Source organism: Vibrio albus (assembly GCF_003144035.1).
Lineage (GTDB): Bacteria > Pseudomonadota > Gammaproteobacteria > Enterobacterales > Vibrionaceae > Vibrio > Vibrio albus.
The window spans coordinates 462,669-478,354 of sequence record NZ_QFWT01000002.1 but is presented as its reverse complement, the minus strand read 5'-3'; the positions used below and the strand labels follow the sequence as shown (position 1 = coordinate 478,354).

Below are 15,686 nucleotides of genomic sequence, written 5' to 3'. Positions count from 1 at the left end.
GTACAATACGTTGAAGAGAAGAAGAAACCACACTGGCATGACACAGGAAAGCGCCAGTGTTCATAAGTAGCTAGGATAAGATCAATGGTCGCAGTACGTGGCGCACATTTAAAGAAAAACGAACAGTTCGAACTGGAAGCCTGGGTAACCAGTCTGAAGCAGGAAAAGGCCACCTCTAAGAAACTGCTGGAGGTTTACCGGCACTGCGAAGAGTTGGTAAAGGACAAGGATAACAGCACGCTGCTGTTGTGGCGTGGACGGGAGATGATCGAAATACTCATCACTTTGTCGATGGACAAACCGACACTGGTGGCTGCTCAATTATTCCCCGTTGTTTCTGCCGGATACTTTGAGCGGGAAGCGTTACAGGAAACTTACGGAAAAGAAATCGTTAAACTGATTGATGGTGTGGAAGAGATGGCGGCCATCGGTCAGTTGAATGTCACTCTGGAAGGATCCGAGGCTTCTGGTCAGGTAGATAATGTGCGCCGGATGTTACTGGCGATGGTGGATGATTTCCGTTGTGTGATCATTAAGCTGGCAGAACGTATCTGTAACCTTCGTGAAGTGAAAAAAGAACCGGATGAAGTGCGTCAGGCGGCAGCCCGGGAATGTTCCAACATTTATGCACCATTGGCGAACCGTTTGGGGATCGGTCAGCTGAAATGGGAGATCGAAGATTACGCTTTTCGTTATCAGCACGCCAATACCTACAAACAGATAGCCAAGCAGCTGTCTGAACGTCGGATTGACCGTGAGCACAATATTACCGACTTTGTGACAGACCTGGAAAACGAAATGAAGGCCTCTGGCATTAATGCTGAAGTGAGTGGCCGCCCCAAGCATATCTACAGTATCTGGCGCAAAATGCAGAAAAAGAGCCTTGCCTTTGATGAGCTCTTCGATGTGCGGGCAGTACGTATTATCGCTGATCAGCTACAGGATTGTTATGCCGCTCTGGGTGTTGTTCATACCAAATATAAGCATCTGCCAAGCGAATTTGACGATTACGTTGCCAACCCAAAACCTAACGGTTATCAGTCTATCCATACCGTGATCCTGGGGCCGGAAGGTAAGACAATCGAAATCCAGATCCGTACCAAGCAAATGCACGAAGAGTCGGAGCTTGGTGTTGCCGCGCACTGGAAATACAAAGAGGGCGGCAGTGGCGGGCGCAGCGGTTATGACGAAAAGATAACCTGGCTGCGTAAACTGCTCGACTGGCAGGAAGAAATGTCAGACTCCGGCGAAATGCTGGATGAGTTGCGCTCTCAGGTGTTTGATGATCGGGTATACGCCTTTACCCCGCGTGGTGATGTGGTCGACCTGCCGATGGGGGCCACTCCACTCGACTTTGCCTATCATATTCACTCTGAAGTCGGCCACCGTTGTATCGGGGCTAAGGTTGGCGGACGCATTGTTCCTTTCACCCATAAACTGGCGATGGGGGATCAGGTTGAGATCATTACGGCTAAAGAGCCGAACCCTTCCCGGGACTGGCTGAATCCATCGCTGGGATTTGTACATTCCGGGCGCGCCCGGGCCAAGATCAATGCCTGGTTCCGTAAGCAGAGCCGGGAGAAAAACCTGGAAGCCGGTCGGGAAATACTGGAACACGAGTTACACAAGATTGGTGCCACATTAAAGGATGCCAGCGAATATGCTCTCAAGCGTTTCAATGTCAAGTCACCGGATGAGCTGTATGTCGGCATCGGCAGTGGTGATCTGCGGATTAATCAGGTTATCAACCATATCAACGCGCTGGTGAATAAACCGACAGCCGAGGAAGAAGATAAACAGGCACTGGAAAAGCTTCAGGGTTCAGAAGCGAAAACACAGCACCAGAGCCGTCCGCATAAAGACGCTGTGGTTGTAGAAGGGGTTGATAATCTGATGACCCATCTGGCCCGTTGCTGTCAGCCTATCCCGGGTGATCCTATCTGCGGCTATATCACTCAGGGCAGAGGAATATCGGTACACCGAGCGGATTGTGAACAACTGGCTGAATTGCGTATCCATGCTCCTGAGCGAATCATTGATACCGTCTGGGGACGGGGTATGGGCGGCTCCTATATTCTGACATTAAGGGTGGAAGCTTTAGAGAGAGGTGGTCTGCTGAAAGACATCACGACACTACTGGCGAATGAAAAACTGAAAGTGACCGGCATGAAGAGCCGGACCGACTATAAACGGCAAATGTCGATTATGGACTTTGATATTGAAGTACAAAGTATTGAAGATCTGGGTCGTATCACAGCCAGAGTCGAGCAGGTAAAAGATGTCATTACAGTCAAACGGTTAGGATAAAACATGTCACAGGAAACGGATAAACTGCTGTCGCTGATGGCAACGCTCAGGGACCCCGAGCAGGGCTGCCCATGGGATCTGAAGCAGGACTTTGAAAGCCTGGTGCCGCACAGCATTGAAGAGATGTTCGAGGTTGTGGATGCCATTCATAACCGTGATTGGGAAAACCTGCAGGAAGAGCTGGGTGATCTGTTGTTTCAGGTCATTTTCTACAGTCAGATTGCCAGGGAAGCCGGACATTTTAATTTTGAACAAGTGGTGGCCGGTCTGAATCAGAAACTGATTCGCCGCCATCCACATGTCTTTTCAGATGCAGAATTTGGTTCGGAAGAAGAAATCAACGCCAACTGGGAGCGGGAAAAAGCCAAAGAAAAGGCAGAGAAAGCGGAACGAACAGGAAAGCAGAATAAATCAGGCGAAGTGGCTGAAAGTATCCTAGACTCAGTACCAGCTTCCCTACCTGCATTATCCCGAGCGAAAAAAATCCAGAAGCAGTGTGCAAAGCACGGGTTTGACTGGGACACGCTGGGCCCTGTTGCTGATAAAGTCAGAGAAGAGATTGACGAAGTTATGGACGAAGCACTTCAGGTGACACCAGATGAGGAGCATCTGGAAGAGGAGCTGGGCGATCTGTTGTTCGCCTCCGTGAATCTGGTTCGACATCTGGGGAAAGATCCGGAAGTCGCATTGCGTAAGGCGAATAATAAATTTGAACGCCGATTCCGTCAGATTGAGCAGGGTGTGCTGGAACAGGGAAAACAAATGAAAGAATGTTCTCTGCAGGAGCTTGATGAACAGTGGGATCGGGTAAAGCGTTCTGAATGATTAGGTTGCCTGGTATCGATAAGCAATGCCTCTGCGCAATCTTTGAATTGATTTGAAGCAAAAAAGAAAAAAGCAGACTGTGATAAGTTTCACGTTGTGACGGAAAGGGGGTTCTGGTATATTTTCATCCCGTCCAGAAAACACCATTCCCACATTCAACCAATTTCAGGTTAAACATGACGACAAATTATATTTTTGTTACTGGCGGGGTTGTATCCTCACTAGGTAAAGGTATTGCAGCTGCATCACTGGCAGCGATTCTAGAAGCTCGTGGTCTTAAAGTGACCATTATGAAGCTTGACCCTTACATCAACGTTGATCCGGGTACAATGAGCCCAATCCAGCATGGTGAAGTGTTCGTCACGGAAGATGGCGCGGAAACCGATCTTGACCTTGGTCACTACGAACGTTTTATTCGTACCAAAATGACCAAACGCAATAACTTTACTGCAGGTCGTGTTTATGCTGACGTTCTGCGTAAAGAGCGTCGTGGCGATTACCTTGGTGCAACCATTCAGGTTATTCCACACATCACTAACTCGATCAAAGATCGGATTGTTGATGGTGCACAAGGTCAGGACGTTGCTATCGTTGAAATCGGTGGCACCGTTGGTGATATTGAATCACTACCATTTATGGAAGCGATTCGTCAGCTGGCAGTTGAACTGGGCCGTGAGCGTGCTATGTTTATGCACCTGACACTGGTTCCTTATCTGGCAGCGGCAGGTGAAGTAAAAACTAAGCCGACTCAGCACTCAGTAAAAGAGCTGTTGTCTATCGGTATTCAGCCGGATATTCTGGTGTGCCGTAGTGACCGTATGATTCCGGCTGCAGAGCGTAAGAAGATAGCGCTGTTCTGTAACGTACCGGAAAAAGCGGTTATCAGCATGAAGGATGTAGATTCTATCTACAAAATCCCTCAGCTGATTAAATCTCAGGGACTGGATGATCTGGTATGTGCTCGCTTCGGCATTAATGCACCCGAAGCTGATCTTTCCGAATGGGAACAGGTTATCTACGAAGATGCGAACCCGGTTGGTGAAGTCACTATCGGTATGGTGGGTAAATATATCCAGCTGCCGGATGCATACAAGTCGGTGAACGAAGCGCTTAAGCACGCGGGGTTAAAAAACCGCTTAAGTGTTAATATTACTTACGTTGACTCTGAAGATGTTGAAACCAGAGGCGAAGAAGTGCTGGAAGGCCTTGATGCTATTCTGGTACCAGGCGGCTTTGGTGACCGCGGTGTCGAAGGTAAGATTCGCGCTGCACAGTATGCCCGTGAAAATAACATCCCGTATTTGGGTATTTGTCTGGGTATGCAGGTTGCACTGATTGAATACGCGCGTAATGTTGCGGGTATGGAAGGTGCACATTCAACAGAATTTAATAAAGAAACCAAGTACCCTGTGGTAGGCTTGATTACTGAATGGGTTGATAAAGAAGGTAACGTTGAAGAACGTACTGAAAAATCAGACCTTGGTGGTACTATGCGTCTTGGTTCTCAGCTTTGTCACCTGGAAAAAGGTACCAAAGCTCGTGATCTGTATGGTAGCGCGACGATTCATGAACGTCACCGTCACCGTTATGAAGTAAACAACAATCTGCGTCCGCAAATTGAGAAAGCCGGTCTGAAAGTATCGGGTCTGTCTGCGGATAAGAAGCTTGTTGAGGTAATTGAGAATCCGGCTCACCCATGGTTTGTAGCGGCTCAATTCCACCCTGAATTTACCTCGACTCCTCGCGATGGTCATCCATTGTTTGCAGGATTCGTTAAAGCTGCTGGTGAATATCAGCGTGGTGAATTAGTTAAGTAAGTTTTAGTAAGTTTAAGTAAGGATACGGACAGCAGCTTTAGTGGTGCTGCTGTCTTTAATTTTGACATTGATATTGAACGAGAGGAAACATAATGTCTAAGATCGTTAAAGTTCTAGGTCGTGAAATCATCGACTCACGTGGTAACCCAACTGTAGAAGCTGAAGTACACCTAGAAGGCGGTTTCGTAGGTCTGGCGGCAGCTCCATCTGGCGCATCTACTGGTTCTCGCGAAGCTCTTGAGCTACGTGACGGTGACAAATCACGTTTCCTAGGTAAAGGTGTTCTTAAAGCAGTTGAAGCTGTTAACGGCCCAATCGCTGAAGCACTACTTGGTAAAGACGGTAAAGCTCAAGCTGACATCGACCAAATCATGATCGACCTGGACGGCACTGAGAACAAATCTAAGTTCGGTGCAAACGCAATCCTGGCTGTATCTCTGGCAAACGCAAAAGCAGCTGCTGCAGCAAAAGGCATGCCTCTGTACGCTCACATTGCTGAACTGAACGGCACTCCAGGCGTTTACTCTATGCCTCTTCCTATGATGAACATCATCAACGGTGGTGAGCACGCAGACAACAACGTTGACATCCAGGAATTCATGATTCAGCCAGTTGGCGCTTCTACTCTGAAAGAAGCTCTGCGTATCGGTGCTGAAGTATTCCACAACCTGGCTAAAGTTCTTAAAGGCAAAGGTCTTAACACTGCTGTTGGTGACGAAGGTGGTTTCGCTCCTAACCTAGAATCTAACGCTGCTGCTCTTGCTGCAATCAAAGAAGCTGTTGAAGCTGCTGGTTACGAGCTGGGTAAAGACGTTACTCTTGCTATGGACTGTGCTGCTTCTGAGTTCTACAACAAAGAAGAAAACATCTACGACCTTAAAGGCGAAGGCAAGACTTTCTCTTCTGAAGAGTTCTCTAAGTACCTTGAAGGTCTGGTTGCTCAATACCCAATCGTATCTATCGAAGATGGTCTTGACGAGTCTGACTGGGATGGCTTCAAGTTCCAAACTGAACTTCTGGGCGACAAAATCCAACTTGTTGGTGACGACCTGTTCGTAACTAACACTAAGATTCTTGCTGAAGGTATCGAGAAAGGCGTTGCTAACTCTATCCTTATCAAGTTCAACCAAATCGGTTCTCTGACTGAAACTCTGGCTGCTATCAAGATGGCTAAAGACGCTGGTTACACTGCAGTTATCTCTCACCGTTCTGGTGAAACTGAAGATGCAACTATCGCTGACCTTGCTGTTGGTACTGCTGCTGGCCAAATCAAAACTGGTTCTATGAGCCGTTCTGACCGTGTTGCTAAGTACAACCAACTGATCCGTATCGAAGAAGCACTAGGCGAGAAAGCTCCTTTCAACGGTCTTAAAGAAGTTAAAGGTCAAGCTTAATTCTTTATTGAATTAACGGACTCTTAAGTTCTCTGAAAGCGCCTCCCTTGGGAGGCGCTTTTGTTTTTAGAATACAGAGGCTAGATCGCTGCGCTACTGCTTAAAAGTCATCATTCCTGCGAAGGCAGGAATCCTATAAAGATGGCGGTAATGATTTAGTAGATCCCTGCCTTAGCAGGGATGACGGGAGTATTCAGGGATGGGATGTGTTGCTCGTTCCCACGGTCCTCCGTGGGAATGCATTCGGAGCCTATCGGATCAACTCATTCCTGTTAATTGATTTTACGCATGTCAGTTAGTCGTGAGATTTATGCTCTCTCTGAGTCAGGTCTGCATTCCCACGCGGAGCATGGGAACGAGGGTATTCTCTTCTGGTCCAGAGTCTCCATATTCTTCTTCTCTCCCAGATATGTTATAACTACCCTTTAATTTTACCCCTCAACACGAGAGCCATCCGCGTGCGTTTATTTACTCTGGGCCTGTTTGTTTTACTGAGCCTGCTGCTTTATACCCTTGTCTGGGGCAAAAATGGCTGGATGGATTACAGCGAAGTGCAAAGTGATATTGACATTCAGCAGTCTGTGAATCAGAACCTGAGAAAGCGCAACAGTGACATGTTTGCTGAAATCGATGATCTGAAACAAGGCCTGGATGCAATTGAAGAGCGCGCACGTCACGAACTCGGAATGGTGAAAGAGGGGGAAACTTTTTACCGGATTACTGGTGAAGATTCTCAGTGATATCAATAAGCCAATGACAGAACCCCAAACTCAACCTATTTATGCCATTATACCTGCTGCAGGTGTCGGCAGCCGTATGCAGGCGGACAAGCCTAAGCAATATCTTCAGTTGCACGGTAAAACGATTCTTGAACATACGGTAGAAAAATTACTGGCTCACCCGGCAGTAAGCAGAGTGATTGTTGCCATTAGCGAACATGATCCTTATTTCCCGACTTTGTCTCTGTCATCGAATCCAGATGTCATCCGGGTCAAGGGAGGAAAAGAACGGGCGGACTCCGTTCTTTCCGCACTGAGTTTTTTATCTTCTGAAGCGGAAGAAAATAGCTGGGTTATGGTGCATGATGCCGCCCGTCCTTGTGTTATGGGGGCAGACATTGATAAGTTGATTGCGGAACTGAAAGGGCACCCGGTAGGCGGTATTCTGGCCGCTCCGGTTCGTGACACGATGAAACGTGGTGATTCCAGCCATCATATAACAGAAACGGTAGACAGAGCGTGTCTATGGCATGCCTTAACACCACAAATGTTTCCGGTGACTCTGCTCTATAATGCGCTCTCACAGGCTCTGGCCGCAGGAGCCAGTATTACCGATGAAGCGTCGGCGGTGGAGTGGTTAGGGTTAACGCCTAAGCTGGTAGCCGGGCGCTCAGATAATCTGAAAGTGACCCAGCCGGAAGACCTGGCACTGGCTGAATTTTACCTCAGCAGAGAATTAAATAATAAGGAACAATGATGATTCGTATTGGTCATGGTTTTGATGTGCATAAATTTGGTGGCGAAGGCCCGGTTATTATCGGCGGAGTTGCCATTCCTTATGAACAGGGGCTGGTGGCTCACTCTGATGGTGACGTGGCACTGCATGCGCTGACGGATGCGCTACTCGGCGCAATTGCCGAAGGCGATATCGGTCGTCACTTTCCCGATACTGATGAGAAGTGGAAAGGCGCTGATAGCCGTGAATTGCTGAAAGCCGTATACGAACTGGTGCAGGAAAAAGGCTATCAATTAGGCAATCTGGATGTCACTATTATCGCTCAGGCTCCGAAAATGCTTCCTTATATTCCGTCGATGCGCGAAGCCATAGCCGCTGATTTAATCACATCTATCGACAATGTAAATGTCAAAGCCACCACAACTGAAAAACTGGGTTTTACCGGCAGAAAAGAAGGTATTGCCTGTGAAGCCGTTGTTCTCCTAACAAAGAAGTAACAGACATGACTGATATACTTGCTGATCTGGCCTACCTGCATGGAAAGCCTGTGGCAAAAGCGAAATTGAAAGTGAAACCAGAGCATTTTATTGTAAAAGAAGAGCTGGGGTACGAATTTTCCGGAAGTGGTGAACACCTGATGGTCAGGATCCGGAAGACGGGTGAAAACACGACATTTGTAGCTAATGAATTAGCGAAAGTCTGTGGAGTGAAATCCAAAGACGTGAGTTGGGCCGGGCTGAAAGACCGTCATGCGGTGACCGAGCAGTGGCTGAGTGTACACCTGCCAAAGGGTGAGACTCCGGATTTTACGGCGTTCGAAAAGCAATATCCGAGCATACAGATTCTGGAAACCACCAGACACAATAAAAAACTGCGTCCGGGAGAGCTGGCTGGAAACCGCTTTGAGCTGACTTTGTCCGAGGTTACTGACACTGAAGAAGTGATGTCAAAACTGGCGGTAGTGTCAGAGCATGGAGTCCCTAACTATTTTGGTGCTCAGCGATTCGGTCGTGATGGTAATAACCTGACTGAAGCCCGGCGCTGGGGACGGGAAAATGTCAGAACACGCAACCAGAACAAACGTAGTATGTATCTGTCTACCGCCCGCGCATGGATCTTTAACCAGATTGTTTCCTCGCGCATCAAAAACGATCAGTTTAACGTGTTGTTAAATGGTGATTTGGTCTTATCCGGTGGTGAGCTACTGTCTGTGACTCAGGAAAACAAGGCGGAACTGGAACAGAAGCTGGTTTCCGATTCGGTTCAGATAACCGCAGCGTTGGCGGGAGACAATGCGTTGCCGACCACAGAAGCAGCATTGCAACTGGAACAACCGCTTCTGGATGCAGAGCCAGATCTGATGGCGCTTATCCGTGGGAACAGAATGCGTCATGACCGGCGTGAAATGTTACTGAAGCCACAACAGATGCAGTATGATAGTAACGGTGATGAGGTAACACTGAATTTTTCTTTACCATCAGGCTGTTTTGCAACATCAGTTATCCGAGAGCTGATTGAGGAAATACCGGTAGAGCGTCATTATCCTCAGGACTGAACGGGTCGAGGAACAAAAGGAAACTGCAATGAAAATTCTACTGAGTAATGATGATGGGATACATGCCGAAGGGCTGAAGGTGCTGGCGGCTGCTTTATCGGATTTGGCTGAGCTTGTCATTGTGGCCCCAGACCGGAATCGTTCAGGAGCGTCTAACTCACTGACACTGGAAACGCCGTTGCGGGTCAGCAATATCAGCGATCATCGGTACGCGGTTCAGGGAACACCGACAGACTGCGTTCACTTTGCTCTGAACGAACTATTGAAAGATGATATGCCGGATCTGGTTTTGTCCGGTATTAATCACGGAGCAAACCTTGGGGATGATGTACTCTACTCAGGTACCGTTGCTGCGGCAATGGAAGGTCATTTTCTTGGCGTTCAGTCTATCGCCTTCTCTCTGGTTGGCCGGGAACATTTTGCTACAGCGGCCAGGGTTGTTCGTTCTATCGTCGAGCAGCACCTGAAAACGCCAATCCCAACGAACCGGCTGCTGAACGTCAATATCCCGGATGTAACCTATGCTGAGCTGAAGGGGCAGCAGGTAACCCGGCTTGGGGCAAGGCACCATGCTGAAAGCATGCTGAAGCAGAAGGATCCGAGAGGGCATGATATATACTGGTTAGGCCCTCCGGGGAAAGAACAGGACTCGGGACCGGGAACCGATTTTCATGCTATTGAACATAAGATGGTCTCTGTTACCCCAATGCAAGTAGACCTGACGGCACACGAATCATTAGAAAGTGTTAATCACTGGCTGAAAGAGAAATAACTATGAGCAACCCCCAGGCCAAAAGGCTGGTTGAATATTTATCGGTGAATGGAATCCAAAGCTCAGAGGTACTGAGTGCAATGGAGAGGGTTCCCCGGGAGTATTTTGTCTCTGAGGCGATGATGCATCAGGCGTATGATAATAATGCTCTGCCCATTGCGCACGGGCAGACAATCTCCCAGCCTTATATGGTGGCGAAAATGACAGAACTGCTGGAGCTAAGGAAGGACAGTAGAGTTCTGGAAATCGGGACCGGATCCGGTTACCAGACGGCTATCCTGGCTCAGCTGGTCGATAAAGTGTATTCCATTGAGCGGATTAAATCTCTGCAATGGGAGGCCAAAAGACGTCTGAAGCAACTCGATATTTACAATGTCGCGACCAAACATGGCGATGGCTGGGAAGGGTGGCCGGCAAACGCACCTTTTGACGCTATTATTGTCACGGCGGCGGCAAGTGAGATCCCGCACGCATTACTGGATCAACTGGCAGATAAAGGTCGTCTGGTGATTCCAGTGGGAGAAGCGCATCAGGAACTGCTTAAAGTGGTTCGGGACGGTAACTCATTCACATCCAGTGTTATAGAGGCGGTACGTTTCGTTCCTCTTGTGGCTGGAGAATTGGCATAAAGAGTCATTCATTCATTCATAGAAAAAACATGAAGATGCAACTGAAGACAGTATTGGCTTATATCGGGCTGAGCATACTCTTAGTGGGTTGTTCAGCTCATGGGCCTGCACCTGTCTCCAGTTTGAATAAAGATTATACTCAGATTGAAAGAGGCAGTTACCGCGGAAGTTATTATGAAGTGCGTAAAGGTGATACCTTATATTATATAGCCTATGTCACAGATAAAGATGTAAACGAGTTGATTCGTTACAATCATCTTTCCCCACCTTATATTATTCAGCCAGGACAAAAATTACGCCTTTGGCAACCAGTATATAAGGCCCCGGCTTATGGTGGAACAGGTGCCGGAGCAGCAAGCTCTGCTGTGGTTGCTTCTATTGCCTCGAAAGCTGTCCCTACCGTTTCCCCTGCAAAATCAACAAGTAAAAAAGCAAAGCGTTCAACATCTCAAAAATCAACTTCGAACAATACCCCCGTTGTTAATAAGGTTGATAAAAAAGGCTCGAAAGAGTATCGTGCTAGTAAACAAAATGTTAAAAATAATGTAAACCATCCAAAAACGAATACGGCTAAGGTATCCAAAGGAAGTAGCGTATCAGCCAGTAAGAGTAAAGTTGATCGATGGTTATGGCCAACAAAAGGGAGGGTCATAAGGAGGTTCTCCTCTGGAGATCAGGGAAACAAGGGGATTGATATCGCCGGAAGGCGTGGTCAGTCGGTTGTTTCAACAGCCAGAGGGGTTGTAGTTTATTCAGGCAGCGCACTTCGCGGATACGGTAACCTGGTTATCGTCAAGCATAACGATAATTATTTAAGTGCCTATGCCCATAATGACAGTTTGCTAGTCAGAGAAGGACAAAGTGTTAATGCTGGACAGAAAATTGCCACGATGGGCAGTTCAGGATCCAGCCGGGTTAAACTGCACTTTGAAATTCGTTATCAGGGGAAATCAGTCAACCCACAACGCTATTTGCCCTGATACCACCTTTTAACTATAGCAGGTTAGGACATATTCGGTAGTAATGTCTTGCTAACTCGCCAAGGGGAAGCGCTATGAGTATCAGCAATACAGCACCAAAAACAAACCGTTTTGATCTTGAACAAGATAATATTGATGCACTAGACGTTGAACTAGAACAAGAAAAAGCATTCGCTAAGCAAGTTCAGGAAGAATTTGAAGTTAGCAACAAGAGTCTGGATGCCACTCAGCTTTACTTGGGTGAGATCGGTTTTTCTCCATTATTAACTGCTGAAGAAGAAGTTTTGTATGCACGCCGCGCACTGAAAGGTGACGAGGCCGCTCGGAAACGGATGATAGAAAGTAACCTTCGTCTGGTAGTTAAAATTTCCCGCCGTTACAGTAATCGTGGTCTTGCTCTGCTCGACCTTATCGAAGAAGGTAACCTCGGGCTTATCCGTGCCGTTGAAAAATTTGATCCGGAAAGAGGTTTCCGTTTTTCAACCTACGCAACCTGGTGGATTCGTCAGACCATTGAACGTGCGTTAATGAATCAGACCCGAACCATCCGTTTGCCTATCCATGTAGTAAAAGAACTGAATATTTATCTGCGTACAGCTCGTGAGTTGTCACAAAAACTGGATCATGAACCTACCGCAGAAGAAATCGCAATAAAACTGGATAAGCCGGTTGGTGATGTCAGTAAGATGCTGCGTTTAAATGAACGTGTCGGCTCTGTTGATACCCCTATTGGTGGTGACGGAGAAAAAGCACTTTTAGATATTATCCCGGATATCAACAACTCCGATCCAGAAGTGTCCACTCAGGACGATGATATGAAAATATCGCTTATCGACTGGCTGGATGAGCTGAACCCTAAACAAAAAGAGGTGCTGGCAAGACGTTTTGGTCTGTTGGGGTATGAACCGTCTACGTTGGAAGAAGTAGGACGCGAAATCAACCTGACCCGAGAACGTGTACGCCAGATACAGGTTGAGGGCTTACGACGTCTGCGTGAGATCCTGATGAAACAGGGACTGAATATGGAATCTCTGTTTGATGTAGATGATATGTAATTACAGATACGAGCGGAACTTCCGCCAGTCAAACACCAGCCCCGGATCGGTTTTTCTGAGCGGGGCGATATACTGATGCCCGGTTATTCTCTGTGGAGTAATGGCCGGGTATTTTGTTTGCAGGGCTTTGGTGATACCAGCTAATGCTCTGTATTGCGCTTCGGTGTACGCATCGTAATCTGTCCCTTCCAGCTCGATACCTATCGAATAGTCATTACACTTCTCAACGCCGGCAAAGCTGGATTTACCGGCATGCCATGCCCGGTCAACAAAAGAAACAAACTGAACGACCTCTCCATCCCGGCGGATCAGGCAATGAGCGGAAACCCGCATGTCCTTGATCACCTTAAAAAACGGATGCTTATCTGTATCAAGCTGTCCGGTAAAAAATAGCTCTATGTCATTACTGCCATACTGACCCGGGGGCAGGCTGATATTATGAATGACCAGCAGAGAGATCTGAGTATTTTCAGGGCGCTGATCGCAAAAAGGAGACGGGCTGTGTTTAACCTTTTCTAACCAGCCGTTATTTATCGTGTAATTGTGCATCTTTACTTCATAGGTTATTTTGAGTGTTAAGGTCGCGCTGCTTCGAGGATGAAGGGGGAAGACGATAACTGCTGAGGGATAGCTCGCCCTCTTATTTCTTCACCCTTTTCCCTTCTTCCTTAATCCTTGTTTTTATCAGAATACCGAAATCTGTGATTGATAGCTGAATTATTTTATTATCGAGGGTATTATCCTTCCAATTTGTAAAAACTTGGTACCGATTCGAAATGAAAAACAGTCACGATAGCCAGGCTCGTCTTGAATACCTGAAAACACAGCTCCCACTGGAAATTACCCGATCTGTAGCCGACACGCTAAGAGAAGATCTGGGAGGCACCATTGACGCTTCTCTGGATATCTCTGCCAGTTTGATCCCGGCAGACACTCAGAGTGTTGCCAACCTGATCACTCGAGAGCACGGTGTTTTTTGCGGTAAAGAATGGGCAGAGGAAGTGTTCAGACAACTCGGGGGCGAGGTTTCCATTGAGTGGTTTGTAGAAGATGGTGATGTGGTAGAGCCTAATCAGGTACTTTGTTCCTTGAAGGGTCCGGCGCGTATTATGCTGACGGGCGAAAGAAATGCGATGAACTTTATCCAGACCTTGTCTGGCTGTGCGACAGCGGTAGCGCGGTATGTAAAAGAGCTGGAAGGTACGGAGTGCAAGCTGCTTGATACCCGTAAAACCATTCCGGGTCTGCGTAGTGCATTAAAATATGCAGTAGCCTGTGGTGGCGGGCATAATCACCGTATCGGAGTGTTTGATGCCTACCTGATTAAAGAAAATCACATTATTGCCTGTGGTGGCATTGCTCAGACCGTAGCAACGGCGAAAGAGCTGAATCCGGGAAAACCCATTGAAGTTGAAACGGAAAATCTGGATGAATTGAAAGAGGCCATTGAGGCCGGTGCCGACATCATTATGCTGGATAATTTCAGTACAGATATGATGCGAGAAGCGGTGAAAATGAATGCTGGCCGAGCGGCATTGGAGAACTCGGGTAACGTTACGCTGGAAACCATTCGTGAATATGCTGAGACAGGGGTCGATTATATCTCTGTTGGCGCATTAACGAAGCACCTTACCGCAATGGATCTTTCTATGCGATTTCAATAACAAATTTCATACATTGTTCGGTTAAATTAACCCGCTACTTGCTCATCAAGTAGCGGGTTTTTTATTTATTGTTTTCTATAGGTTTTTCTGGGGGGATTTGTTTTATTTGTTTTAGATCAATACTTTATTGTTTCAGTTGTTGTGGGTGTTTCTATCTGTTTTTTGTTCCCGTTATTTATTTTTTACTTAAAAATAAATGTATAAAAGACATGTTGATAATGGGTTTTTATTGTTAATAAAGTGTTTCTTTTGGCGTGGTAAATAGTGTTTTTATGATTTAAATCAATTTGCGCTGGACAAAAACAATTTGCACATGTTAACTTTTATAGCAATGAATCAATTGGTAATACCAATTGACACCCTGAACAGAGAGACAATAGGCATACATCAGAATGGTGACACAGCGCATACGACAACCTAAGCTCTCTGATGTCATTGAAGCAGAGCTGGAAAGGCTTATATTAGAAGGTGCTTATTCTTCGGGGCAACAGCTCCCTCCGGAGCGGGAACTGGCCAAACAGTTTGATGTCTCCCGACCTTCTCTGCGTGAAGCCATTCAAAAGCTGGAAGCTAAGCATCTGCTTGTCCGCCGTCAGGGTGGTGGTACTTTTGTCAGTAATGAATTATGGAGTGGGTTATCGGATCCGCTTCTGGAATTAATTTCCTCTCATTCTGAAGCCCAGTTTGACCTTCTTGAAACGCGTCATGCTCTGGAAGGGATAGCGGCTTATTTTGCTGCTCTCCGTGGTACCGAAGAAGATTTTTCAGTGATCCGTCAATGTCAGCAACGGATCGAATCAGCTCAGGAAGAAAAAAATATTATCTGCGAAGTCGCGGCAGTGATGGAATATCAGGTTGCTATCACTGAAGCCTCTCATAACTTAGTTCTGCTACATATCGTTCGCAGCATGCTTCCTCTGCTAGAGAAAAACGTATTACAAAATTTAAAACTATTATACCGCCGTAGTGATGCGGTGGAGAAAGTAAGTAAACACCGGGCCGATATTATGAATGCGGTGATCTCCCGAGAGCCTGAAAAGGCAAGGGAGTTAGCGCATGTTCATCTGGCCTACATTGAAGAAACCATGCTGGATCTCAACCGTGAAGATAGCCGTAGGAAGCGTTCTTTGCGTCGGATTCAGCAGAGTGACGGAGAGCAGTGAAGCAGTTGTTATGACTGTTAACTGTCTCATCCGTCCCTTCACTGGATCCAACTAACAAAAGGATAGATCG

The 15,686-nt window shown here is 47.0% G+C and carries 15 protein-coding genes; 14 read left to right on the top strand and 1 reads right to left on the bottom strand.

What is annotated here, in order from left to right:
- The first annotated feature begins 84 nt into the window (after nucleotides 1-84).
- From relA to rpoS, 12 genes are all read left to right on the top strand, one after another.
- A complete protein-coding gene (gene relA / locus DI392_RS05780) occupies nucleotides 85-2,307 on the top strand; it encodes a GTP diphosphokinase (protein WP_109318948.1) in 2,223 nt (740 codons plus the stop codon).
- Between the two features lie 3 nt (nucleotides 2,308-2,310).
- Nucleotides 2,311-3,132, top strand: coding sequence for a nucleoside triphosphate pyrophosphohydrolase (gene mazG / locus DI392_RS05775; protein WP_109318947.1), 822 nt, complete (start codon nucleotides 2,311-2,313; stop codon nucleotides 3,130-3,132).
- Nucleotides 3,133-3,308: 176 nt separating this feature from the next.
- Nucleotides 3,309-4,949 (top strand): CTP synthase, encoded by a 1,641-nt coding sequence (locus DI392_RS05770; protein ID WP_109318946.1) that lies wholly within the window; start codon nucleotides 3,309-3,311, stop codon nucleotides 4,947-4,949.
- A 92-nt stretch (nucleotides 4,950-5,041) separates the two neighbouring features.
- Entirely contained in the window at nucleotides 5,042-6,343 is a 1,302-nt protein-coding gene (gene eno / locus DI392_RS05765) for a phosphopyruvate hydratase (RefSeq protein WP_109318945.1), read from the top strand.
- A 458-nt stretch (nucleotides 6,344-6,801) separates the two neighbouring features.
- The gene (gene ftsB, locus DI392_RS05760) at nucleotides 6,802-7,083 is read left to right on the top strand and encodes a cell division protein FtsB (RefSeq protein WP_109318944.1); all 282 of its coding nucleotides are present in this window, start codon (nucleotides 6,802-6,804) and stop codon (nucleotides 7,081-7,083) included.
- Between the two features lie 13 nt (nucleotides 7,084-7,096).
- Nucleotides 7,097-7,819, top strand: a complete 723-nt coding sequence (ispD, locus tag DI392_RS05755; RefSeq protein WP_109319038.1) for a 2-C-methyl-D-erythritol 4-phosphate cytidylyltransferase — start codon at nucleotides 7,097-7,099, stop codon at nucleotides 7,817-7,819.
- Complete coding sequence (gene ispF / locus DI392_RS05750; protein ID WP_109318943.1) at nucleotides 7,819-8,295, top strand: 2-C-methyl-D-erythritol 2,4-cyclodiphosphate synthase; 477 nt, start codon at nucleotides 7,819-7,821, stop codon at nucleotides 8,293-8,295. The genes ispD and ispF overlap by 1 nt, the downstream gene beginning before the upstream one ends.
- 5 nt (nucleotides 8,296-8,300) lie before the next feature.
- The gene (truD, locus tag DI392_RS05745; protein ID WP_109318942.1) at nucleotides 8,301-9,353 is read left to right on the top strand and encodes a tRNA pseudouridine(13) synthase TruD; all 1,053 of its coding nucleotides are present in this window, start codon (nucleotides 8,301-8,303) and stop codon (nucleotides 9,351-9,353) included.
- Between the two features lie 28 nt (nucleotides 9,354-9,381).
- Nucleotides 9,382-10,125: a 5'/3'-nucleotidase SurE gene (gene surE, locus DI392_RS05740; protein ID WP_109318941.1), complete on the top strand. Its 744-nt coding sequence runs from the start codon at nucleotides 9,382-9,384 to the stop codon at nucleotides 10,123-10,125.
- Between the two features lie 2 nt (nucleotides 10,126-10,127).
- Nucleotides 10,128-10,754, top strand: a complete 627-nt coding sequence (locus DI392_RS05735; RefSeq protein ID WP_109318940.1) for a protein-L-isoaspartate(D-aspartate) O-methyltransferase — start codon at nucleotides 10,128-10,130, stop codon at nucleotides 10,752-10,754.
- A gap of 29 nt (nucleotides 10,755-10,783) precedes the next feature.
- Nucleotides 10,784-11,734: a peptidoglycan DD-metalloendopeptidase family protein gene (locus DI392_RS05730; protein WP_425445679.1), complete on the top strand. Its 951-nt coding sequence runs from the start codon at nucleotides 10,784-10,786 to the stop codon at nucleotides 11,732-11,734.
- A gap of 74 nt (nucleotides 11,735-11,808) precedes the next feature.
- Nucleotides 11,809-12,789: an RNA polymerase sigma factor RpoS gene (rpoS, locus tag DI392_RS05725; RefSeq protein ID WP_109318939.1), complete on the top strand. Its 981-nt coding sequence runs from the start codon at nucleotides 11,809-11,811 to the stop codon at nucleotides 12,787-12,789.
- On the opposite strand, the gene ampD is transcribed toward rpoS, so the two are convergent.
- The gene (gene ampD / locus DI392_RS05720; protein ID WP_109318938.1) at nucleotides 12,790-13,338 is read right to left on the bottom strand and encodes a 1,6-anhydro-N-acetylmuramyl-L-alanine amidase AmpD; all 549 of its coding nucleotides are present in this window, start codon (nucleotides 13,336-13,338) and stop codon (nucleotides 12,790-12,792) included.
- A gap of 227 nt (nucleotides 13,339-13,565) precedes the next feature.
- On the opposite strand from ampD, the gene nadC reads away from it, so the two are divergent.
- Nucleotides 13,566-14,453: a carboxylating nicotinate-nucleotide diphosphorylase gene (gene nadC, locus DI392_RS05715; protein ID WP_109318937.1), complete on the top strand. Its 888-nt coding sequence runs from the start codon at nucleotides 13,566-13,568 to the stop codon at nucleotides 14,451-14,453.
- A 392-nt stretch (nucleotides 14,454-14,845) separates the two neighbouring features.
- Nucleotides 14,846-15,616 (top strand): pyruvate dehydrogenase complex transcriptional repressor PdhR, encoded by a 771-nt coding sequence (gene pdhR, locus DI392_RS05710; protein WP_109318936.1) that lies wholly within the window; start codon nucleotides 14,846-14,848, stop codon nucleotides 15,614-15,616.
- Nucleotides 15,617-15,686 lie beyond the last annotated feature (70 nt).

Coding starts and splice junctions, on each gene's coding strand:
- relA (WP_109318948.1), top strand. CDS start 85: ATGGTCGCAGTACGTGGCGCACATTTAAAGAAAAACGAACAGTTCGAA.
- mazG (WP_109318947.1), top strand. CDS start 2,311: ATGTCACAGGAAACGGATAAACTGCTGTCGCTGATGGCAACGCTCAGG.
- DI392_RS05770 (WP_109318946.1), top strand. CDS start 3,309: ATGACGACAAATTATATTTTTGTTACTGGCGGGGTTGTATCCTCACTA.
- eno (WP_109318945.1), top strand. CDS start 5,042: ATGTCTAAGATCGTTAAAGTTCTAGGTCGTGAAATCATCGACTCACGT.
- ispD (WP_109319038.1), top strand. CDS start 7,097: ATGACAGAACCCCAAACTCAACCTATTTATGCCATTATACCTGCTGCA.
- ispF (WP_109318943.1), top strand. CDS start 7,819: ATGATTCGTATTGGTCATGGTTTTGATGTGCATAAATTTGGTGGCGAA.
- truD (WP_109318942.1), top strand. CDS start 8,301: ATGACTGATATACTTGCTGATCTGGCCTACCTGCATGGAAAGCCTGTG.
- surE (WP_109318941.1), top strand. CDS start 9,382: ATGAAAATTCTACTGAGTAATGATGATGGGATACATGCCGAAGGGCTG.
- DI392_RS05735 (WP_109318940.1), top strand. CDS start 10,128: ATGAGCAACCCCCAGGCCAAAAGGCTGGTTGAATATTTATCGGTGAAT.
- DI392_RS05730 (WP_425445679.1), top strand. CDS start 10,784: ATGAAGATGCAACTGAAGACAGTATTGGCTTATATCGGGCTGAGCATA.
- rpoS (WP_109318939.1), top strand. CDS start 11,809: ATGAGTATCAGCAATACAGCACCAAAAACAAACCGTTTTGATCTTGAA.
- ampD (WP_109318938.1), bottom strand. CDS start 13,338: ATGCACAATTACACGATAAATAACGGCTGGTTAGAAAAGGTTAAACAC.
- nadC (WP_109318937.1), top strand. CDS start 13,566: ATGAAAAACAGTCACGATAGCCAGGCTCGTCTTGAATACCTGAAAACA.
- pdhR (WP_109318936.1), top strand. CDS start 14,846: ATGGTGACACAGCGCATACGACAACCTAAGCTCTCTGATGTCATTGAA.